The sequence below is a fragment of the Inquilinus sp. Marseille-Q2685 genome, assembly GCF_916619195.1.
Taxonomy (GTDB): domain Bacteria; phylum Pseudomonadota; class Alphaproteobacteria; order DSM-16000; family Inquilinaceae; genus Inquilinus.
The window spans coordinates 1,694,573-1,714,365 of sequence record NZ_CAKAKL010000001.1; the positions used below are offsets into that span (position 1 = coordinate 1,694,573).

Sequence of the window (19,793 nt, forward strand, 5' to 3'; positions counted from 1 at the left end):
TCGCTCCTGTTTCGCGTGAACTGACGGCACTGTCGGGCCTTCCATCATGGGAAGGTCAAGCACGTTTTTGCCGTCTTCATCGATCCCGTCGAAAGCCCCCTTGACCTTCCCATTGTGGGAAGGTCCATCTCTCCCCACATCCGCTGTTGCGAGATGGGAATCGGGACCGTGCAGCAAGCAAATTCAGGCACCAGGGACGTGGTTCAGCTCGCCATCGAGGGCATGACCTGCGCCTCCTGCGTGCGCCGGGTCGAGCAGTCGATCGCGAAGGCACCGGGCGTCGCCGCGGCGACCGTGAACCTCGCCACCGAGCGGGCCGACGTGTCGTTCTCGGCCGCGCCGGACATCCCGGCGGTGGTCAAGGCGATCGAGAGCGCGGGCTATGCCGTGCCGCAGGACGCTGTGGAGCTGGCGATCCAGGGCATGACCTGCGCCTCCTGCGTCGCGCGCGTCGAGAAGAAGCTGCGCGCCGTGCCCGGAGTGACCGGGGCCGCCGTCAACCTGGCCACCGAGCGCGCCACGGTCCGCTTCGCCCGCGGCGCGGTCCAGCCCGCGGCGCTGGAGCAGGCCGTCCGCGACGCGGGATACGAGGCTCGGCGCATCGGCGCGGAGGACGCCGGCGACCGTGAGCGCGACGCCCGGGCCGCGGAGATGGCTTCGCTGGGGCGCAGCCTGGCCTTCGCCGCTGTGCTGACCCTGCCGGTCTTCGTGCTGGAGATGGGCACGCATCTGATCCCCGCCATTCACGACCTGGTGATGGCGACGATCGGCATGCGGCAGAGCTGGATCCTGCAATTCGTGCTGGCCAGCCTGGTGCTGTTCGGCCCGGGTCTGCGCTTCTTCCGCAAGGGCGTGCCGGCTCTGCTGCGCGGAGCGCCCGACATGAACTCGCTGGTCGCGCTGGGCACGGCGGCCGCCTGGGGCTATTCGGTCGTCGCCACCTTCCTGCCGGGCGCCCTGCCCGCCGGCACGGCCAATGTCTATTACGAGGCCGCGGCCGTGATCACCACGCTGATCCTGCTGGGCCGGTACCTGGAGGCGCGCGCCAAGGGCCGCACCTCGGAGGCGATCCGCCGGCTGGTCGGGCTGCAGCCGAAGACCGCGCGGGTGGTGCGCGACGGCCGGACGCTGGACCTGGCGCTGGAGGAGGTGCGGCCCGGCGACATCGTGCTGGTGCGGCCGGGCGAGCGGGTGCCGGTCGATGGCGAGGTGGTCGAGGGCTCGTCCTTCGTCGACGAGGCGATGATCACCGGCGAGCCGGTGCCGGTGGCCAAGGGTGTCGGCGCCGAGGTGGTCGGCGGCACCATCAACAGGACCGGCAGCTTCTCCTTCTGCGCCACGCGGGTGGGCGGCGAGACGCTGCTGGCCCAGATCATCCGCATGGTCGAGCAGGCCCAAGGCGCCAAGCTGCCGATCCAGGCTCTGGTCGACAAGGTCACGGCCTGGTTCGTGCCCGCGGTGATGGCGATGGCCGCCGCGACCTTCCTGGTCTGGCTGGCCTTCGGGCCGGACCCGGCCCTGGCCTTCGCCCTGGTCAACGCCGTGGCGGTGCTGATCATTGCCTGCCCCTGCGCCATGGGGCTGGCGACGCCGACCTCGATCATGGTCGGCACCGGCCGCGCCGCCGAGCTGGGCGTGCTGTTCCGCAAGGGCGATGCGCTGCAAGCCCTGCGCGACGCCCGGGTGATCGCGCTCGACAAGACCGGCACGCTGACCCAGGGGCGGGCCGAGCTGACCGATTTCGACACGCTGGACGGCGTCGACCGCGACGAGGCGCTGCGCTTGGTGGCGGCGGTCGAGGCGCGGTCGGAGCATCCGATCGCGGAGGCGATCGTCGCCGCCGCTAGCGCGCGGGGCCTGACCCTGCCGGCGGCCGAGGCCTTCGAGGCGGTGCCCGGCCACGGTGTCGCGGCATCGGTCGACGGCCGCCGCGTCGCGATCGGCGCCGACCGCTACATGCGGTCGCTGGGCCTGGACCCGTCGGCCTTCGCCGGGACGGCCGCCCGGCTGGGCGAGGACGGCAAGTCGCCGCTCTACGCCGCCATCGACGGCCGCCTGGCCGCGATCATCGCGGTGTCCGACCCGATCAAGCCGTCGACGCCGGAGGCGATCCGGGCGCTGCATGCGCTCGGCCTGAAGGTGGCGATGGTCACCGGCGACAACCGCGCCACGGCGGAGGCGATCGCCCGGCGCCTCGGCATCGACGAGGTCGCGGCCGAGGTGCTGCCGGAGGGCAAGGTCGAGGCGGTGAAGCGCCTCGGCGCAGGCGGCCGGCGGGTGGCCTTCGTCGGCGACGGCATCAACGATGCGCCGGCCCTGGCCGCCGCCGATGTCGGCATCGCCATCGGCACCGGCACGGACGTCGCCATCGAGAGCGCCGACCTGGTGCTGATGTCGGGCGACCTGCGCGGCGTGGCCAACGCCATCGCCCTGTCGCAGGCGACGATCCGCAACATCAAGCAGAACCTGTTCTGGGCCTTCGCCTACAACGCCGCGCTGATCCCGGTCGCCGCCGGCGCCCTGTACCCGGCCCAGGGCTGGCTGCTGTCGCCGATCCTGGCGGCCGGCGCCATGGCACTGTCCAGCGTGTTCGTCCTCGCCAACGCGCTGCGCCTGCGCCGTTTCCGGCCGCCCATGGCGGACCGGGACGACGGGCCGGCGCCGGCGGCGCGGCTCATTTCCAAGGAAGCCAGACCATGAATATCGGCCAGGCGGCAGCCGCCTCCGGCGTCTCCGCCAAGATGATCCGCTACTACGAATCCGTCGGGCTGACCCGGCAAGTGGTTCGCACCGAAGCCGGCTATCGGGTCTACAGCGACGACGATGTGCACACGCTGCGCTTCATCCGCCGCGCCCGCGACCTTGGCTTCTCGGTCGAGCAGATCGCCGGGCTGCTGGCGCTGTGGCAGGACCGCGACCGATCCAGCGCCGATGTGAAGCGGATCGCGCTCGGCCATGTCGCCGAGTTGGAGCGGAAGGTCGAGGGGCTGAAGCAGATGATCGGCACGCTGCGGCATCTCTCCGCCTGCTGCCATGGCGACGACCGACCCGACTGCCCGATTCTCGACGACCTGGCGCTCGAGCCGAAGCCGGCCCGGCGGGCACGATCCGCCTGAGGCCGGCCCGGACGTCGCGCACCGGCTTGACCGGTTCCAGGCGTTGTGATCCAAATTGTCTGATTATAATAGCAATGTTGACCGGCCCCGCCGCAGAGCGGGCCCGGAAAACGGGAGGAACCTTATGAAGCGCTTGATTCTGGCGGGTCTCGCGGCCGCCGTCGCATCGGCTCTCGCCATCGGCCCGGCCACCGCCGCCGACAAGACCATCGCCTTCGTCGTCAACGGGTCGTCCGATTTCTGGACCATCGCCCACAAGGGCACCGACAAGGCGGTGTCCGAGCTCAAGGGCTACAGCGTCGAGTTCAAGATCCCCGGCCAGTCCAGCGCCGCGGAGCAGCGCCAGATCGTCGAGGACATGCTGGCCCGCGGCGTCGCCGGCATCGGCATCAGCCCGGTCGACCCGGACAATGCCACGGCATTGCTGAACAAGGCCGCCGCCCAGGTACCGCTGTTCACCTTCGACAGCGACGCGCCGAAGAGCGACCGGCTGCTGTATATCGGTACCGACAACGTCGCCGCCGGCGTGCAGGCGGGCGAGCTGATCAAGAAGACCCTGCCGGATGGCGGCAAGATCATGCTGTTCGTCGGCACCCTGGGCAACGCCAACGCCCGCGAGCGGGTCGAGGGCATCAAGAAGGCGATCGCCGGCACCAAGATCGAGATCGTCGACGTCCGCACCGACGACATCGACTTCGCCAAGGCCAAGCGCAATGTCGAGGACACGCTGACCAAGTACGACGACCTGGCGATGCTGGTCGGCCTCTACTCCTACAACACGCCGATCATCTACGACGCCATGAAGGCGGCCGGGAAGCTGGGCCAGATCAAGGTCGTCGGCTTCGACGAGGACCCGGTCACCCTGCGCGGCGTGCAGGAGGGCGTGATCGAGGGCACGGTGGTACAGCAGCCCTACGAGTTCGGCTACCAGACGGTGAAGCTGCTGGCCCAGTACATCGAGGGCGACAAGTCCTTCATCCCGGCCGACAAGCTGAAGATCATCCCGACCCGGCTGATCGACCAGAGCAACGTCGCCGACTTCCAGAAGCAGATGCGGGAGCTGCTGGGCAAGTAACTCCTCCTTGTCCCCCCTCCCCTCGCGGGAGGGGGTCAGGGGGAGGGGTTCTCGCGACCAGCACAGGCGGACTTCCGAGCATGACCGACATCGTCCTCGCCATGGAGGGGATCTCCAAGACCTATCCGGGCGTGCAGGCGCTGAAGGATGTCAGCCTGACCGTCCGCCGCGGCGAGGTGGTCGGGCTGATCGGCGAGAACGGGGCCGGCAAGTCGACGCTGATGAAGATCCTGGGCGGGGTCGAGGCGCCGACCACCGGCACCGTCACCGTCGGCGGCACGCAGCGCACGGCCCTGACGGTGCAGGAGGCGATCGCCGCCGGCATCGCCTTCGTGCATCAGGAATTGAACCTTTTCGACAATCTCGACGTCGCCGCCAACGTCTTCATCGGGCGCGAGCCGCGGCGCTTCGGCCCGCTGAAGCTGATCGACACCACGCGGTTGCACGCCGACACGCAAAGGCTGCTCGACCGCCTCGGCGTCGATTTCGGGCCGGCCACGCCGCTGGCCGAGCTGTCGATCGCCCAGCAGCAGATGGTGGAGATCGCCAAGGCGCTGTCGCTCGACGCCCGCATCATCATCATGGACGAGCCGACCTCGAGCCTGACCATCGCCGAGACCCAGACGCTGCTGCGCGTGGTCGGCGAGCTGAAGGCCGCCGGAGTGGCCACCATCTTCATCACCCACCGGCTGGGCGAGATCGAGGCCTGCGCCGACCGCGTGGTCTGCCTGCGCGATGGCCGGCTGGTCGGGGCGCTGGACCGCGACGAGATCCATCACGACCGCATGGTGCGGATGATGGTCGGGCGCGACCTGCGGGCGCTGTACATCCCGCCCGCCGTCGCGGCGCAGCCCGACGCGGTCGAGATCCGCGGCGTTCGCACCGCGACATATCCGGACCATGAGGTGACGCTGTCGGTCGGCCGCGGCGAGATCGTGGGCCTGGCCGGCCTGGTCGGCTCCGGCCGCACCGAGCTGGCGCGCGCCGTGTTCGGCATCGACCGGATGCTGGCCGGCGAGATCCGCCTGGACGGCAAGCCGCTCACCATCGGCACGCCGCGCGCGGCCATTGCCCAGGGCCTGTTCCTGGTGCCGGAGGACCGCAAGCGCAGCGGCCTGGTGCTGGACATGACCATCGCCGAGAACGTCACCCTGCCCGGCCTTCGGCGCGTCGCCAGGCGCTGGCTGATCGACGGCCGCGGCGAGACGAAGGAGGCCGAGGCCCAGCGCGAGAAGCTGCGCATCCGCACGCCGTCCGTCACCACCACCGCGCTGAAGCTGTCCGGCGGCAACCAGCAGAAGATCGTGCTGGCGAAGTGGCTGGCGCTGCAGCCGCGCTTCCTGATCTTCGACGAGCCGACGCGCGGCATCGATGTCGGGGCCAAGTCCGAGATCTACCAGCTGATGCGCAACCTGGCCGACCGCGGCGTGCCGATCCTGATGATCTCCAGCGACATGGAGGAGGTGATCGGCGTCAGCGACCGCATCGCGGTGATGCATGAGGGTCGGATCAGCGGCATTCTCAGCCGTGACCAGTTCAATGAACCCAATGTGATGCAGCTCGCCGTCGGCCGGCCGCTGGCGGCGTAGGGAAAAGGCACCGGGAGGACGTCGGGGACGATGAGGAAGGAACTGGGGCTGGCGGTCCTGATCCTGGTGATCGGCTGCGTTGTGGCGCTGCTGCAGCCGCGCTTCATTTCGGCGGTGAACCTGTTCAACAGGGCCAATCTGGTCGGCCTGTACGGGCTGTTCTCGATCGGCCAGGGGCTGGTGATCATCACCGCCGGCATCGAGCTATCGGTCGGGTCGATGTTCGCGCTGATCGGCGTCGTCTTCGTCGACATGGTGGTGAACTGGGGCTGGTCCTGGCCGCTGGCGCTGGCCGCCGCCATCGCCATGGGCGGGGTGTTCGGCGCCATCCACGGCTTCCTGGTCGCCCGGGTCGGCATCCAGCCCTTCGTCGTCACCCTCTGCGCCCTGCTGATCTACCGCGGCGCCGCCCGCTACTACACCGACGACGCCACCGTCGGCTTCGGCTATGGCGGCGATTTCGACACGCTGGCGAACTTCGCCACCGGCCGCAGCTTCGGCCTTCCCAACACCTTCCTCACCATGGTGGTGGTGGCGCTGGTGATGTGGGTGGTGCTGCACCGCTCGGTGTTCGGCCGCTATCTCTTCGCCGTCGGCAAGAACGAGGAGGCGGCGCGCTATTCCGGCATCAGCACCCGCGCCGTGATCGCCTCGGCCTATGTCATCTGCGGGCTCCTGGCCGGCCTCGCGGCCGTGTTTCTCGCGTTCTACACGAACTCGATCCAGCCCTCGGCGCACGGCAATTTCTACGAGCTCTACGCCATCGCCGCGGCGGTGCTGGGCGGCTGCTCGCTGCGCGGCGGCGAAGGCTCGATCCTCGGCATCATTCTCGGCACCGTTCTGCTGCAGGTGCTGCAGAACCTGGTCAACCTGCTCGGCATCCCCTCCTCGCTCAACTTCGCGGTGATGGGCACGGTGATCCTGATCGGCGTGCTGGCCGACCAGCATCTGCAGAAGCTGCGCGCCGCCCGCCAGGCCCGCGCCGTCCCGGCCGCGGCCGATCGGGCGCCGGCGGTGGCGGGATCGGCGCCGAAGCCTTGACCGGGCGGTCCCGACGAAACGGCGTGCGCCGGGGCAGATCGAGGGTCATGATCATCCCGAGGCGTCACGGCTGACCGCGACGCCTTGGAAGGGAGTCGCCGATGTCCGCATCCGCGATGCCGACCGTGGCGATCGTCGAGCCGCCCGAGAGCGAGCGGGCCATCGCCACCATCCTGCTGGCCTTCGCCGCCGACCCGATCGCCCGCTGGACCTACCCCGACCCGCAACAGTATCTGCTGCATTTCACAGGCTTTATCCGTGGCCTCGGCGGCACGGCCTTCGCCGACGGCACGGCCTGGCAGGTCGACGATCACGCCGGGGCGGCACTGTGGCTGCGGCCGGGCGCCCATTCCGACGGAGAGGCCCTGGAAGCGCTGATCGCAGCGACCATCCCACGGGACAGACAGGGCGAGTTCGGCGCCATGGTCGAGCAGATGGCCCGGTACCACCCCACCGAGCCGCATTGGTATCTGCCCCTGATCGGCGTCGACCCGCTGCACCAAGGCAAGGGGTACGGCGCGGCGCTGCTGCAGGCCGCCCTGCGCCGCTGCGACCAGGACCATCTCCCGGCCTATCTCGACTCGACCAATCCGGCCAATATCGGGCTGTACCGGCGGCACGGCTTCGAGATCATGGGGACGATCCAGACGGAGTCTTCGCCGCTCCTGACCCCGATGCGGCGCGCCGCGCGCTGATCGCCCGGACGGATGCACGCCGGGACAATCCGTCCTGCTCCGGAATTGGGCAGCATCGATGATCCTGTGACCGGTTCTTGAGCGATCCGACGGGACAAGCCCGCCATTCGGGGCGGCTTTGTCCCGAGAACTCCCATGCCTTCTCCGGACAGGCAAGTTGGCACGATTCCTGCGGGATGCGATCCGGCCGCGAAGGCCGGTTCAGTATCGCGTCCCGGAGCATCCATGGCCGACGTCAATCCACCGCCTGTAAGCCCGACCGCCACTGCCCAGCGGGCGCTGTGGATCTCGACCGTGGCCTTCACCCTGTGCTTCGCGGTCTGGACGCTGTTCGCGATCATCGGCATCCGCATCAAGCAGGAGCTCGGCCTGAGCGAAGCCGAATTCGGCCTTCTCATCGGCCTGCCGGTGCTGACCGGATCGCTCAGCCGCATCCTGCTGGGCATCTGGACCGGCCGGTACGGCGGCAGGCTGGTCTACACCGCGACGATGCTGTCTGCCGCCGCGGCGACGTTCCTGCTGTCCCGCGCCAGCACCTATCCCGAGATGCTGCTCGCGGGCCTCGGCGTCGGCCTCGCCGGCGGGTCCTTCGCCGTGGGCGTGACTTATGTGTCGCCCTTCTTTCCGCCGGACAGGCAGGGCACGGCGCTCGGCATCTTCGGGGCCGGCAATGTCGGCGCGGCGGTGACGAAGTTCCTCGCCCCTTTCGTCCTTCTGGCCTGGGGCTGGCAGGCGGTGGCGGAAATCTGGGCCCTGGGCCTCGCCGTCATGGCCGTCGTGTTCTGGTTCACCACCGGCGACGACCCGGACTACCGCAGGCGCAAGCTCCACGGCCATGCGCCGAAGCCCTTCCTGCAGGAATTCGCCCCGCTGAAGAACCCGCGGGTCTGGCGCTTCTCGCTCTACTATTTCTTCGCTTTCGGCGGCTTCGTCGCCCTGTCGCTGTGGCTGCCGCGCTATCTCGTCGGGGCCTACGGCTTCGATCTCGAGACCGCCGGCATGGTCGCGACCGCCTATTCGATCCCCGGCAGCATCTTCCGCGCCTATGGCGGCGTCCTGTCGGACCGGGTCGGCGCCAGGGCCGTCATGTATCTGGTGTTCATGGTCTCCGCCGTGGCGACGGCGATCCTCGCGCTGCCGGCGACACCGCCCTTTGCGATCGGCCCGGTCGTCTTCGTCGTCGCCGTCTTCGTGCTCGGCTTCGTCATGAGCCTCGGCAAAGCCGCCGTCTTCAAGCACATCGCCGCCTATTATCCCGAGAGCATCGGGGCCGTCGGCGGGGTGGTCGGCATGGTCGGCGGGCTCGGCGGCTTCGTCCTGCCCGTCGCCTTCGGTGTCCTGAAGGACGTGACCGGCCTGTGGTCGAGCTGCTTCCTGCTCCTCTTTGTCCTCATCGCCGTCTCGCTGGGCTGGATGCACCTCACCATTCGCCGCATCCCTGCCTCCCCGACCCGTGCCGGCGCATCGGCCTGACCCGACCTGGGGCGGGGTTTCGCGCCGGATTGACCGCGCCGGCCCCGCCCCGTATCTTGCCGCCATGCTTCGAGCCGCTTCCCATCGCCTGCAACAACACCGCCGCAATCCGGCGGTCGCTGTCGCCTGCGCGCCCGGGGCGAAGCCGCGGTCCTCCTGACCGGCGGCTGACGGCCCGACGCACGACGCCCCGCCACACCGGCGGGGTTTTTCACATCCGATCCTCGCCGGCCTCCTGCCTTCGGAGAGCCCGATGATCGACCCGCACCTCCTCCTCGCCTTCATCGCCACCGTCGCCCTGGTCATCCTGATCCCGGGGCCGAACGTGGCCCTGATCGTCGCCAACAGCGTCGCCTGGGGGCCGCGCTACGGTCTCTTGACCGTGTTCGGCACCAGCTCAGCCATGATGCTGCAGCTCGGCCTGACCGCCCTCGGCATGGCCGAGGCGCTGGGCACCGCCGGCGGCTGGTTCGAGACGCTGCGCTGGATCGGCGTCGCCTATCTGCTCTGGCTCGGCATCGCTCATTGGCGCGCCCCGCCGGCCGACCTGACCCGGATCGCGGCGCAGCCGAAATCCGCCAGGGCGATCTACGGCCGCGCCCTGCTGGTGTCGCTGACCAATCCGAAGACGCTGCTGTTCTACGGCGCCTTCTTCCCGCAGTTCGTCGACCCGGCACGGCCGGCCGGCGCCCAGGTGGCGTTGCTGTCGGCGGTGTTCCTGCTGCTGGCGGTGACGCTCGACAGCGGCTGGGCCCTGCTGGCCGGCCGCGCCCGGACCCTGCTGGCCCGCCATGGCCGGCTGCGGCAGAGGATCACCGGCGGCCTGCTGGTCGGCGCCGGCCTCGGCCTGGCCCTCGCCCGCGGCAGGTGAGCGGTTCCGCGCCTGTCGCCGTCATTCGACAATCGTCAGCCAAGGCCAGCGCGCCCGGTAGGCCTCGGCTTTGGCGCGGAACAGCTCGGGCGACGGATTCAGCGGGTTGGGCCGGAGCACGCCTTCGGCCATGTCCTCGAGCCCGTTCGGGGCGTAGAGCCGGCCCGTCGCCACCTCGATGCCGATGCAGGTGCATTGCACGAGATAGCGGTCGATGCCGTCGGTGGCCGAGCGCAGCCGCGGATAGGCGCCGCCGAAGCGCTTCTGGTACCAGAGATGGACCCGCGCCTGGTTCTTCACCTCGACCGGCGCGCCGAGATCCGCGAACAGGGCGGCGGCCTCGCGGATCACCGCATCCTCCGCCTCCCAGGACAGGTCGCGGTCGTCGAAATAGAAGACGTCGTAATCCTTGACCGACGCCTCCGGCGGCCGGCCGGAGCGCCGGTTCCACACCGCCTGGAACAGGCAGCCGGCGGTCAGGAAGCATTGCGGCAGCCCGAGCCGCGGCAGCCGCTCCATCAGCGCGGCGTTCACCGGGTTCTCCATCGCCTGGGCGATGACGGTCTCGGCGGAGATCGGCATGGCTACTCTATTCCCGGGCTTCCAGCGCCTGTCGGAACGCCTCGACCAGCCTGTCGTCGTCCCAATGATTCCGGCGCAGCCAGTCCGGTGCCGCGGCCAGCGCCGCCGGGTCGTGCGGCACCCAGCCGATGCGGATCACTCGGGCCGAGCGCGGCTTCATCGCATACATCGCCGCCAGGCTCTCCAGCGCCAGCTTGGACCGGCCATAGCTGTTGATCGCGGCTCCGTTCTTCGGCGCGGCCCAGTCGGAAGAGGCCACGACGATCCGCCCGACGCCCTGCGCCGCGCAGGCGGCGAACAGCCGGGCGGCGTCGATCACCGCCTGCCAGTGCACCGCTTCCGGCGCGTCCGGGTCCGCCGAGGTCGCCAGATGGATCAGCGCGTCGACGTCCCGCAGGGCCGCGGCAATCGCCGGCTCCCGGTAATCGATCGTCGAGAGGTCGGCCCGGATCTCGGCCCCCGCCGCCCGGTCGATGCCGATGCATCCCGGAAAGGCCCGGCGCAGCCGCCGCCCGATAGTGCCCTCGGATCCGGTGATGATCAGCGTCACGATCCGCTCCGACGCACCGCCTAGTCTTCCGGCCCCTCCGGCTTCGCCTTCGGGTCAAAGTCGAAGTAGCGGAAGGTCGTCGCCATGTGCGGCGGCAGGGGGGCGGTGACGTCGATCGTGCCGCGCGCCGGGTGCGGCAGCACCAGCCGGCGGGCATGCAGATGCAGCTGGCGCGGCAGCTCCGCCCCGGCGATCACGGCCTTGCCGGCGCCGTACTTGCCGTCGCCCAGGATCGGCGTGCCCAGCGCCGCCATGTGCAGGCGCAGCTGATGGGTGCGGCCGGTGAGCGGCCACAGCGCGACGAAGGCGGCGTGCCGGGCCGCGGCCTCGACCACCGTGTAGTCGGTGACCGCGCGCTGCCCCTCTTCGTCGCCGTCCTCGACCACGCGGCCGACATTGTTCGGCGACCGCGCCAGAGCCAGGTCGATGCGGCCCTGATGCGGCTGCGGCACGCCGGCCGTCACCGCCCAGTATTCCTTGCGCGTGGCGCGCTCGCGAAAGGCCTCGCTGAGCCGCCGCGTCGCCTTGGCGGTGCGGCCGATCAGCAGCACGCCCGAGGTTTCCTGGTCCAGCCGGTGGATCAGCCGCGGCCGCTCCTTCGCGTCGAACTGCAGATGATCGAGCAGCCCGTCGACATGCGCCTTGACCTTGCCCCCGCCCTGCGTCGCCAGGCCGGACGGCTTGTTCAGCACGATCACGTCGTCGTCGATCAGGAGGATAGTGCGCTTCAGCTCCGCCGCCAGCCCCTCCGCCTTCTCGGCCCTCAGCGGCATCGGCGCGCGCGGCACCGGCGCCTGCGCCGCAGCCTCGTCGAGCGGCGGGATGCGGACGGTCTGGCCGGCCTCCAGCCGCTGCGCCGCCTTGGCGCGCTTGCCGTCGACCCGGATCTGGCCGGTGCGCAGCAGCTTCTCCAGCCTGCCATGGGTCAGGCCCGGGAAGCGCTGGCGGAACCAGCGGTCCAGCCGCAGTTCGCCGTCGTCCTGCGACACCGCGACGGTCTGCACCGCGCGCGGCGCAGGATCGCCTGACCGCGGGGTGGCGCCGGCCGCGGGCTTCGGCGCAGGATGGTCTTTTCGGGTCGGCGGCGGGGCGGGCGTTCGGCTCATGCGGGTTGTGTAGCACGAGAGGGGATCGTCGCGTGGGGACTTATCTGTGGGTCGCGGCCGGCAGCGCGCTGGGCGGCATGGCGCGGTACTGGTGCTCCGGCTTCGTCGCCGAGCGCGCCGGCGAGGCCTTTCCTTGGGGCACGCTGATCATCAACGTCCTCGGCTCCTTCGTCATCGGCCTCTTCGGCGGCCTGACCGGGCCGGACGGTCGGTTCGTCGTCAGCCCGGACATGCGGATCTTCGTCATGGTCGGGCTGTGCGGCGGCTACACCACCTTCTCCTCCTTCAGCCTGCAGACGCTGGCGCTGATGCAGGACGGCGAATGGGCCCGGGCGGGCGCCAATGTGGTGCTGTCGGTGGTATTGTGCCTGGCCGCGGTCTGGCTCGGCGTCGTGGCGGCCGGGGCAATCAACGCGCTGAAAGGAGCGTAACGGGACGAGATTTTCCCGCCATCCGTGCATAAAGGGATATTATCATCGAGTAAGGGGATCGAGTCGGCTCAGACATTGGGGGACGGCGATGAGGCTGGGGATCGTGGCGGGAATCGTGCTGCTTGGGGTGCTGGCGGGTTGCGCGCCGAAACCGCTGCCGCCGGCCCCGACCGCCGAGCAGCTGCTGGCGCACGGCGCCAAGCCGATCCCGCGCATGGCGCTGCTCGAACGGCTGACCGACAAGACGGTCTACGGCACCTTCTCGGTCGACACCAACACCGACAAGGCCGGCGACGCCTGGACCGAGTACTTCGCCCCGGACGGGCAACTCTGGTACCGCGACCGGCGCACCACCTTCCGCGGCCGCTGGCATGTGCCCGACGACCGGGACGAGCTGTGCCTGAGCTTCCGCGAGGGCGAGGAGCGCTGCGCCAGGCTGTACGAGCTCGGCACCACCATGCAGTTCGTCTCCGTCGCCCAAGGCCCCTATCAGGGCCGTGCGATCTCCTATGCCGACAAGACCGCGGATGGCGACGCCGAGGGCTTCGTGCCGAAGAAGCCGGAGCCGCGCAAGCGCCGGCCGCGGAAGTAGAGTCGGTCCCGGGACGGCGCATCACCTGCGTCGAACGGATCTGCTGGCGAGGGATGCTCACATGCGCAATCTCTTTCTGATGCTGACAGCGCTGCTGGTCCTAGCAGGCTGCCAGACATCGGAACCGAGCATCACGCCGGCGATTTTGACAGCCCAGGGCGCCAGACTTCTGACAGGCCAGCAGATCACCGATCTGGTTTCAGGCCGGACGATCTATGGCGAGTTCATCATCGACTATCGCCGCCGGCGTGCGGGGGCATCCTGGAGCGAATACTACGATCCCGACGGAACCTATCATTACAAGGACAGCGTTCGGCCATTCCGCGGCAGGTGGACTGTCGAGGGAGATACGATCTGCTACTTCGAGCAGGACGCCAAAGGCTGCTCGCAAGTGTACAGAATCGGCGAGATGATCTATCTGCTCTATGTCACCGCCGATCGATTTCAGGGGAAGGTCATCGCGCGAAGCACTCGGATCCTGCCCGGCGATCCAGACCAGTTGAAACGGATCTTCATGCCCTGACGATCACCCCAGCGGCCACATCACGCCGAAGCTGAACGGCGCCCACAGCGCGGTCGGCGCGCCCGCAGCCCGCAGCGCCTCGGCGGTCCAGACATTGCAGGTGCGCCAGGGCCGGTAGGTGCCATGCGCCGCGTAGAACGCCTCATGGGTCCCGGTCCCCGGCGGCGCCGCCGGCACGCCACGCCCGGCCGGGTCCAGCGCCGCGGTGCCGCGGATGAAGCGGATCAGCGCGTCCCGCCCCGCCCGGTCCAGCGCCAGCCGGGTGCAGCCCGGCACGCCCGCCGGGTCCAAAACATAGGCAACGTGCAGGGCGGTGGGGCCGCCGCCGAACAGCGCCGCCATGGCGGTGCGGAAGCGGAGGTCCGCCCAGGTCGGGGTGTCGCGGTAGAAGGTCAGGTCGCCCCAGCCGAAGGCCACATGCAGGTTCGGCACGAAGGCGACCGGCACGGCATCCGGAAACACCGCGGTCCAGTCGACCAGCCCGTCCCGCGCCGGCAGCACGATGTCGGTGTGGGTCAGGGTGGCGCAGACATAGGCCGGCGGGTCGCTCGCGGCGGCGTGCTGCATCCGGCCGCCGAGCGGCGCCAGGGCCAGCGCGAAGGCGACGCCGATATAGAGCACGGTGAGGCCCAGAAAACCCGCGGTCAGCGCGGTCGCGGTCGCCAGCAGCAGGCGCAGCGCCCTCATCCGCGCACCCCGAAGATCCAGCCCTCGGTACGGGCGGTGGTGGGGTCGAGCCCCGGCGGCGACCACACGGCGGGGTCCGCCGCCAGCGCCCGCAGCCCGGCCGCGGCCACCAGCGCGTCGGTGGCGTGATCGGTCAGCGGGTCTGGCGCCAGGGCCGGGCCGCTGCCGAGACGCGCCAGCGCGGCGTCGAGATCGGCGCGGTCGCGCACCTTGGCGCTGGCGGTGCGGCCGGCCCGGCGCCAGAACAGGCGCGGAAAGATCTCGACCATGACCAGCGGATGGGCGGCCGGCGCCTCGAACGGCCACACGGCCAGCCGCCCGTCGAGCCGGCGGCGCAGATGGTGCAGCACCCGCATCCCCGCCAGCGCGCCGGGCCCGACCGTCTTCGGCCCGAACTGCTTGAACGGGCTGTCGGGCGCGCCCAGCCGGTCGCGGCGGCAGGCCAGCTCGGCGGCGCGGTGCGGCTCGGCCCAGCCGGCCGGGCGCGGCCCGCGATGCCAGAAATCGGCGGCGTAGTCGGCATGGCGGGCGAAGCCGGCGCCGTGGAAATCCGGCGCCTCGCCGGCCACCCGGTCGACCAGCGCCCACAGCGCCCCGGCGTCGCCGCCGGGCGGCAGATAGCCGGCGGCCACGGCAAAGGGCAGCGAGAAGGCGCAGTCGATCCCGGCCAGGATCCGGCCGCCGCCCTCCACCTGGTTCTCGAGCCATGCGGCGACCGCGGTCCGGGTCCAGCGCCGGCCAGCCGGGGGCGGCAGCAGCGCCGGCCCATCGGCCCCGGCCCGGCATTCGGCGACGGCGATGCCGTCATAGGCCCCGAGGGCGCCGGACCAGTCGATGGCGACGAAGCGGTCGAACGCGGCCGTCTGCTCGCCCGATGTCACTCATGCCCCCTGCCGATGCCGTCGCGGCGACCCTGGCATGGCGGCATGGCCGAAGTCAGGCGAGAGCGAGGAACGCCGCCAGGAGGCCACCGAAGAAGGCGTATTTGATTGCGTAGTACAGCTTGCGGTTCTTCTTCTTCACCTTCTTGAAGAAGGCCCGCACCGGATAGACGTAGCTGAACGCCCGGTTGACCCAGGAGACCTTGTCGCCGTCGGCATTGCGGGTGGCGCCGGCCTGGATCAGGTATTTGGCGAAGAAGCGGTTCACCGCCAGCGCCCAGCGGAACCGCATCGGCCGCTCGACGTCGCAGAACAGGATCACCCGGTTCTCGTCGGAGAAGTTCTCGGCGTAGTGGATGAAGGTCTCGTCGAAGACCACGTCCTCGCCGTCGCGCCAGCTGTAGGACTTGCCGTCGACCACGATGCGGCAGCGGTCGTCGTTCGGCGTGACCAGGCCGAGATGATAGCGCAGCGAACCGGCATAGGGGTCGCGATGCGCCACCAGCTTGCCGCCCGGCGGCAGCGAGGTGAACATCGCCGCCTTCAGGCTCGGGATGCTCTGCACCAGCGCCACCGAGTGCGGGCACTGCGCCGCGGCCGAGGGCAGCGGGTCGCCGTACCACTTCAGGTAATAGCGCTTCCAGCCGCGCCGGAAGAAGGAGTTGAAGCCGACATCGTCGAGCTTGTCGGAGCCCTTGATGTCGCCCTCCTCCTGCAGCCGCAACGCCTCTTCGCGCAGCACATGCCAGTTGTCCTTCAGCGCCTGCAGCTCCGGGAAGCTGCGCGGGTCGTGATAGGGCGTGCTCGGCACCCGCGAGAACAGGTACATGAAGCAGTTGATCGGCGCGAAGAAGGTCGAATGGTCGGTCAGCTGGCGGGTGAAGCGGTGCCGCACCTGGCCGCGGAAATGCACCCACAGCGCCGAGGCGATATAGGCGTAGACGATCAGGAACTTCGGGGCGAACACTGTGGCCAGCATCTGGGCCATACCTCCAACCGGACCCGGGCGACGGGACCGGGTTTGCGACCAATTCGCACGCTCTATACCATCCCCGCCGCTTCGCCGATAGGACCAGGGCGCCGCAGGGCTCAGGAAGGCCCTGGCTGCCTGGGCATGAACCGGATCTCGCGCAGATCCTGCAGCGCCTTCTGCCATAACGTCTCGAAACCCTGGGTCAGGCTTGCCGCCAGGTCGCGGTCATGCACCAGGAGCGAGGCGAAGCGCCCCTCCGGCACGAAGGGATGGTCGAGCGACAGGATCACCGTCTCGTCGTCCAGCACATGGAACGGGTGGCCCAGCTCGCCCGAATACCGCAGCCCCGACAGGTGGCCGAGCGAGCCGCCATGGCGCCGCAGGAAGGCCAGCAGCCGCGGCGCCGTGCGGTCGGAGAAGCCGAAGATCGCCCGGTGGTCCAGCCCGCGGCCGGAGGCGGCGCGGCCGAGGCGCTTCAGCACGTCGAAGCCGGACTCGGCCTGGCGGTCGATCGCCGAGAGGTCGCCCTCCTCGAGATAGGACAGCACCCGCCGGCGGGCCCCGGCGAGACGGGCGAGATGGCGCTTCACATGGCTCTCGGTGCCCAGCGCCAGGTCGACCACGCCGCGGCCGCCGCGCAGCCGCCCGGGCAGGTCGCGCAGGGTGGCGCGCAGCTGGTCGGCCTGGGCGGCGAAGCTCTCGGCCCGCTCGCGCGCCAACTCGACCAGCCGGTCGACCACCGCGTCCGGCGGCAGCGCGGCATAGAGCTTGGGCCGGCTGTGCTGGATCTCGCACAGGCCCAGCCGGGCCAGCTTCTCCATCGCCAGGTAGATCTTCGAGGTCGGGATGTCGCCCTCGCGGCACAGCCCGGCCGCGTCCGACACGCCGAGAATCCCCAGCGCCACCAGCGCCCGCTTCTCGTAGAGCGAGAAGCCGGCCTCGTCGAGCAGCGCCAGGTCCTGCCATCGCATGATCGCTTTCTACTCCAGAAAGTAGATGAAAGCGAGCAGGCGGCCGCGGACAATCCCCCCATCAGCCACTCATCGGGGAGGACGACATGAGCGAGGATCTGAGCCACCTGGCGTATCCGGAGGCCCCGGCCCAGGTGATCCCCAGCTTCTGGGTCGAGGAGGTGGAGACGCTGCGCGACTTCTATCTGGAGAAGCTCGGCTTCGGCCACATGATGGGCATCGTCGGCAAGGACGGGAAGTTCGACTTCGGCATCGTCCGGCGCGACGGCATCATGGTGATGATGGGCCGGCCGCAATCGCCCGGCGCCGGCATCGCCCGCGGCCAGGGCGGGGCCCGGCCGCTCGACATCTACTTCTACGTCAAGGATGTCGACGGCTTCCACGACGAGGTGCGGTCGCGCGGCGTGGCGGTGACCGAGGCGCTGACGACGCAGTGGTGGGGCGATAGGACCTTCGCGGTGAAGGATCCCTATGGCTATTCGCTGTGGTTCTGCCAGACCGTCGGCGCGCCCGAACCGCCGCCGGGCGTGACGATGGTGTAAGACGGCAGGGCGGAGGAGCGGCTACTCCTCCGCCTCCTTTCGAGGCCGGTTGCAGAGCCCTATTTTACGCGTTGCAGCCCGCGCCGCTCGGCATAGTCGCGCAGCACCTGGTTGATCCGCGTCTGATAGCCATCGCCTGCGTCCTTGAACCAGGAGACCACATCCGCGTCGAGGCGAAGCGTAAGCTGGTGTTTTGTGGGGCGATAGAATCGTCCTCGCTGGGCCCCTGTCCAGTCGGTCACCGCCGGGGCATCGGAGGTGTCGATCCGGTCGTCCGGCATCGCCTCCAGCGCCTTCAGCTCTGCCTTCAGCTCATCGGTCAATGGTTGGGAATTTCCCTTCCTCATAAGCCCTTCTCTCATGCGGTTCGGCCACTCTGGCACTGATGATCCGGCCCGACAGCTCGACCTGATCTTCATCATCGATCGTGTGGACCACGAACAGGACGACTCCGCTCTCGTGGCTGGGCTTTCCGATCGTCCGCCAGCGTTCCTCGTCCGGATGCGGGTCGAGGATCGACAGCTGAAAGGGATCACCAAAGACCCGCATGGCCAGCTCGAAGGAAACCCCGTGGTTCTTTCGGTTCAGGGCGGCCTTGCGAGGATCCCATCTCCAACCCACAGCCCGCTCCGTAGCTACACAAATGTAGTTACAACAATCGGCCGATTCAAGTTCGATCAATCCACCACCTACGACTCCTCGCTTCTCTGCCCCCGCAGCTTGGCCCAGTAGTCGAGCCGCTTGCGGATCTCGCGCTCGAAGCCGCGCTCCACCGGGCGGTAGAACTCCTGCCGGTCCATGTCCGGCGGGAAGTAGTTCTGGCCGGAGAAGCCTTCCTCGGTGTCGTGGTCGTAGGCGTAGCCCTTGCCGTAGCCGATCTCCTTCATCAGCCGGGTCGGGGCGTTCAGGATGTGCATCGGCGGCATCAGGCTGCCCGTCTCCTTCGCCGCCCGGGCACTGGACTTGAAGGCGGTGTAGGCGGCGTTCGATTTCGGCGCCGTGGCCAGGTAGATCACCGCCTGGGCGATCGCCAGCTCTCCCTCCGGGCTGCCCAGCCGCTCATAGGCGTCCCAGGCCGCCAGCGACTGGGTCAGCGCCTGCGGGTCGGCCATGCCGATATCCTCGACCGCGAAGCGCACCAGCCGGCGCACGACGTAGAGCGGGTCCTCGCCGCCCGCCAGCATCCGCGCGAACCAGTAGAGCCCGGCATCGACGTCGCTGCCGCGCAGCGATTTGTGCAGCGCCGAGATCAGGTTGTAGTGGCTCTCCTGCGCCTTGTCGTAGACCGGCGCCCGGCGCTGCACCGCCTGGGCCAGCGCGGCGGCGTCGAGCGGCGCCGCCACCTTGAGTGCGAACAGCTCCTCCGCCAGGTTCAGGAGATAGCGGCCATCGCCGTCGGCCATGGCCTTGACCGCGTCGCGCGCCTCCGGCGTCAGCGGCAGCGGCCGGCCCTCGGTCGCCTCGGCCCGCTGCAGCAGCTCCTCCAGCGCGCTGAAGTCCAGGCGGTTGAGGACGAAGACCTGGCAGCGTGACAAGAGGGCCGCGTTCAGCTCGAAGGACGGGTTCTCGGTGGTGGCGCCGATCAGGGTGATGGTGCCGTCCTCGACCACCGGCAGGAAGGCGTCCTGCTGGCTGCGGTTGAAGCGGTGCACCTCGTCGACGAACAGCAGTGTGCCCTGCCCCGCCGCACGCCGGCCGCGGGCGGCGTCGAACACCTTCCGCAGGTCGGCGACGCCGGAGAAGATCGCCGACAGCGGCTCGAAATGCAGGTCGGTGTGCTCGGCCAGAAGGCGGGCCAGGGTGGTCTTGCCGCAGCCGGGCGGCCCCCACAGGATCATGCTGGCGATGCGGTGCGCCGCCACCATCCGGCCGATCGGCCCGTCCGGCTTCAGCAGATGGTCCTGGCCCACCACCTCGGCGATGCTGCGCGGCCGCAGCCGGTCGGCCAGGGGCCGCGGCGCCTGGTCGGCGAAGAGCGATGGGGTATCGTCGGGTCTGGGTGAACGAGCCATGATGGGGCGCATCGTCGACCAGCGGCCGCGGCGGCGCAACAGCGAGCTTCCACGAGGAGCCGGCGCCGCAATCCCGCCACGCT

Annotated in this window: 22 protein-coding genes; 12 read left to right on the top strand and 10 right to left on the bottom strand. The window is 69.7% G+C overall.

The window, feature by feature from the left end; genetic code table 11:
- Positions 1 to 153: 153 nt before the first annotated feature.
- The 8 genes from LG391_RS08050 to LG391_RS08085 all read left to right on the top strand — a co-directional run bounded on the left by LG391_RS08050 (position 154) and on the right by LG391_RS08085 (position 9,860).
- Positions 154 to 2,700 (top strand): heavy metal translocating P-type ATPase, encoded by a 2,547-nt coding sequence (locus LG391_RS08050; RefSeq protein ID WP_225767456.1) that lies wholly within the window; start codon positions 154 to 156, stop codon positions 2,698 to 2,700.
- The gene (gene cueR, locus LG391_RS08055) at positions 2,697 to 3,116 is read left to right on the top strand and encodes a Cu(I)-responsive transcriptional regulator (protein ID WP_225767457.1); all 420 of its coding nucleotides are present in this window, start codon (positions 2,697 to 2,699) and stop codon (positions 3,114 to 3,116) included. Before LG391_RS08050 ends, cueR begins: the two co-directional genes overlap by 4 nt.
- A 124-nt stretch (positions 3,117 to 3,240) precedes the next feature.
- A complete protein-coding gene (locus LG391_RS08060; protein ID WP_225767458.1) occupies positions 3,241 to 4,191 on the top strand; it encodes a sugar-binding protein in 951 nt (316 codons plus the stop codon).
- A gap of 80 nt (positions 4,192 to 4,271) precedes the next feature.
- Positions 4,272 to 5,780, top strand: a complete 1,509-nt coding sequence (locus LG391_RS08065) for a sugar ABC transporter ATP-binding protein (RefSeq protein ID WP_225767459.1) — start codon at positions 4,272 to 4,274, stop codon at positions 5,778 to 5,780.
- A 30-nt stretch (positions 5,781 to 5,810) separates the two neighbouring features.
- A complete protein-coding gene (locus LG391_RS08070; protein WP_225767460.1) occupies positions 5,811 to 6,821 on the top strand; it encodes an ABC transporter permease in 1,011 nt (336 codons plus the stop codon).
- A gap of 101 nt (positions 6,822 to 6,922) precedes the next feature.
- Positions 6,923 to 7,516, top strand: a complete 594-nt coding sequence (locus LG391_RS08075; RefSeq protein WP_225767461.1) for an N-acetyltransferase — start codon at positions 6,923 to 6,925, stop codon at positions 7,514 to 7,516.
- Between the two features lie 225 nt (positions 7,517 to 7,741).
- Complete coding sequence (locus tag LG391_RS08080) at positions 7,742 to 8,989, top strand: nitrate/nitrite transporter (protein WP_225767462.1); 1,248 nt, start codon at positions 7,742 to 7,744, stop codon at positions 8,987 to 8,989.
- 253 nt (positions 8,990 to 9,242) lie between these two features.
- Positions 9,243 to 9,860, top strand: a complete 618-nt coding sequence (locus tag LG391_RS08085) for a LysE family translocator (protein WP_225767463.1) — start codon at positions 9,243 to 9,245, stop codon at positions 9,858 to 9,860.
- A gap of 21 nt (positions 9,861 to 9,881) precedes the next feature.
- On the opposite strand, the gene LG391_RS08090 is transcribed toward LG391_RS08085, so the two are convergent.
- From LG391_RS08090 to LG391_RS08100, 3 genes are read right to left on the bottom strand one after another with little or no spacing between them, the layout of a single operon-like run.
- Positions 9,882 to 10,442: a nucleotidyltransferase family protein gene (locus LG391_RS08090; protein ID WP_225767464.1), complete on the bottom strand. Its 561-nt coding sequence runs from the start codon at positions 10,440 to 10,442 to the stop codon at positions 9,882 to 9,884.
- Between the two features lie 7 nt (positions 10,443 to 10,449).
- On the bottom strand, positions 10,450 to 10,992 hold the full coding sequence (locus LG391_RS08095; RefSeq protein WP_225767465.1) for an NAD-dependent epimerase/dehydratase family protein: 543 nt from the start codon (positions 10,990 to 10,992) through the stop codon (positions 10,450 to 10,452).
- Between the two features lie 20 nt (positions 10,993 to 11,012).
- On the bottom strand, positions 11,013 to 11,996 hold the full coding sequence (locus LG391_RS08100; protein ID WP_225767466.1) for an RluA family pseudouridine synthase: 984 nt from the start codon (positions 11,994 to 11,996) through the stop codon (positions 11,013 to 11,015).
- A gap of 134 nt (positions 11,997 to 12,130) precedes the next feature.
- On the opposite strand from LG391_RS08100, the gene crcB reads away from it, so the two are divergent.
- The 3 genes from crcB (at position 12,131) to LG391_RS08115 (ending at position 13,644) form a co-directional block, all read left to right on the top strand.
- The gene (gene crcB / locus LG391_RS08105; protein ID WP_225767467.1) at positions 12,131 to 12,529 is read left to right on the top strand and encodes a fluoride efflux transporter CrcB; all 399 of its coding nucleotides are present in this window, start codon (positions 12,131 to 12,133) and stop codon (positions 12,527 to 12,529) included.
- Positions 12,530 to 12,617: 88 nt separating this feature from the next.
- Complete coding sequence (locus tag LG391_RS08110) at positions 12,618 to 13,121, top strand: hypothetical protein (RefSeq protein ID WP_225767468.1); 504 nt, start codon at positions 12,618 to 12,620, stop codon at positions 13,119 to 13,121.
- A 61-nt stretch (positions 13,122 to 13,182) separates the two neighbouring features.
- Positions 13,183 to 13,644 (top strand): hypothetical protein, encoded by a 462-nt coding sequence (locus LG391_RS08115; protein WP_225767469.1) that lies wholly within the window; start codon positions 13,183 to 13,185, stop codon positions 13,642 to 13,644.
- 3 nt (positions 13,645 to 13,647) lie between these two features.
- Here LG391_RS08115 and LG391_RS08120 read toward each other — a convergent pair whose 3' ends face one another.
- The 4 genes from LG391_RS08120 to LG391_RS08135 all read right to left on the bottom strand — a co-directional run bounded on the left by LG391_RS08120 (position 13,648) and on the right by LG391_RS08135 (position 17,156).
- The gene (locus tag LG391_RS08120; protein ID WP_225767470.1) at positions 13,648 to 14,331 is read right to left on the bottom strand and encodes a DUF2459 domain-containing protein; all 684 of its coding nucleotides are present in this window, start codon (positions 14,329 to 14,331) and stop codon (positions 13,648 to 13,650) included.
- The gene (locus tag LG391_RS08125; RefSeq protein ID WP_225767471.1) at positions 14,328 to 15,212 is read right to left on the bottom strand and encodes a hypothetical protein; all 885 of its coding nucleotides are present in this window, start codon (positions 15,210 to 15,212) and stop codon (positions 14,328 to 14,330) included. The genes LG391_RS08120 and LG391_RS08125 overlap by 4 nt, the downstream gene beginning before the upstream one ends.
- A 55-nt stretch (positions 15,213 to 15,267) precedes the next feature.
- Positions 15,268 to 16,191, bottom strand: coding sequence for an aspartyl/asparaginyl beta-hydroxylase domain-containing protein (locus LG391_RS08130; RefSeq protein WP_225767472.1), 924 nt, complete (start codon positions 16,189 to 16,191; stop codon positions 15,268 to 15,270).
- Between the two features lie 110 nt (positions 16,192 to 16,301).
- Entirely contained in the window at positions 16,302 to 17,156 is an 855-nt protein-coding gene (locus LG391_RS08135) for a TrmB family transcriptional regulator (protein ID WP_225767473.1), read from the bottom strand.
- A gap of 86 nt (positions 17,157 to 17,242) precedes the next feature.
- Here LG391_RS08135 and LG391_RS08140 point away from each other — a divergent pair, with 86 nt between their 5' ends.
- Positions 17,243 to 17,698 carry a glyoxalase/bleomycin resistance/extradiol dioxygenase family protein gene (locus LG391_RS08140; RefSeq protein ID WP_225767474.1) on the top strand — a complete coding sequence of 152 codons (456 nt, stop codon included), beginning with the start codon at positions 17,243 to 17,245 and terminating at the stop codon, positions 17,696 to 17,698.
- Between the two features lie 59 nt (positions 17,699 to 17,757).
- Here the strand turns inward: LG391_RS08140 and LG391_RS08145 are convergent, their stop codons facing one another.
- The 3 genes from LG391_RS08145 to LG391_RS08155 form a co-directional block, all read right to left on the bottom strand.
- Positions 17,758 to 18,021, bottom strand: coding sequence for a BrnA antitoxin family protein (locus LG391_RS08145; protein WP_304608419.1), 264 nt, complete (start codon positions 18,019 to 18,021; stop codon positions 17,758 to 17,760).
- Positions 18,011 to 18,319 carry a BrnT family toxin gene (locus tag LG391_RS08150; protein ID WP_225767476.1) on the bottom strand — a complete coding sequence of 103 codons (309 nt, stop codon included), beginning with the start codon at positions 18,317 to 18,319 and terminating at the stop codon, positions 18,011 to 18,013. Before LG391_RS08150 ends, LG391_RS08145 begins: the two co-directional genes overlap by 11 nt.
- 68 nt (positions 18,320 to 18,387) lie before the next feature.
- Complete coding sequence (locus LG391_RS08155) at positions 18,388 to 19,710, bottom strand: replication-associated recombination protein A (protein ID WP_225767477.1); 1,323 nt, start codon at positions 19,708 to 19,710, stop codon at positions 18,388 to 18,390.
- Between the last annotated feature and the right edge of the window lie 83 nt (positions 19,711 to 19,793).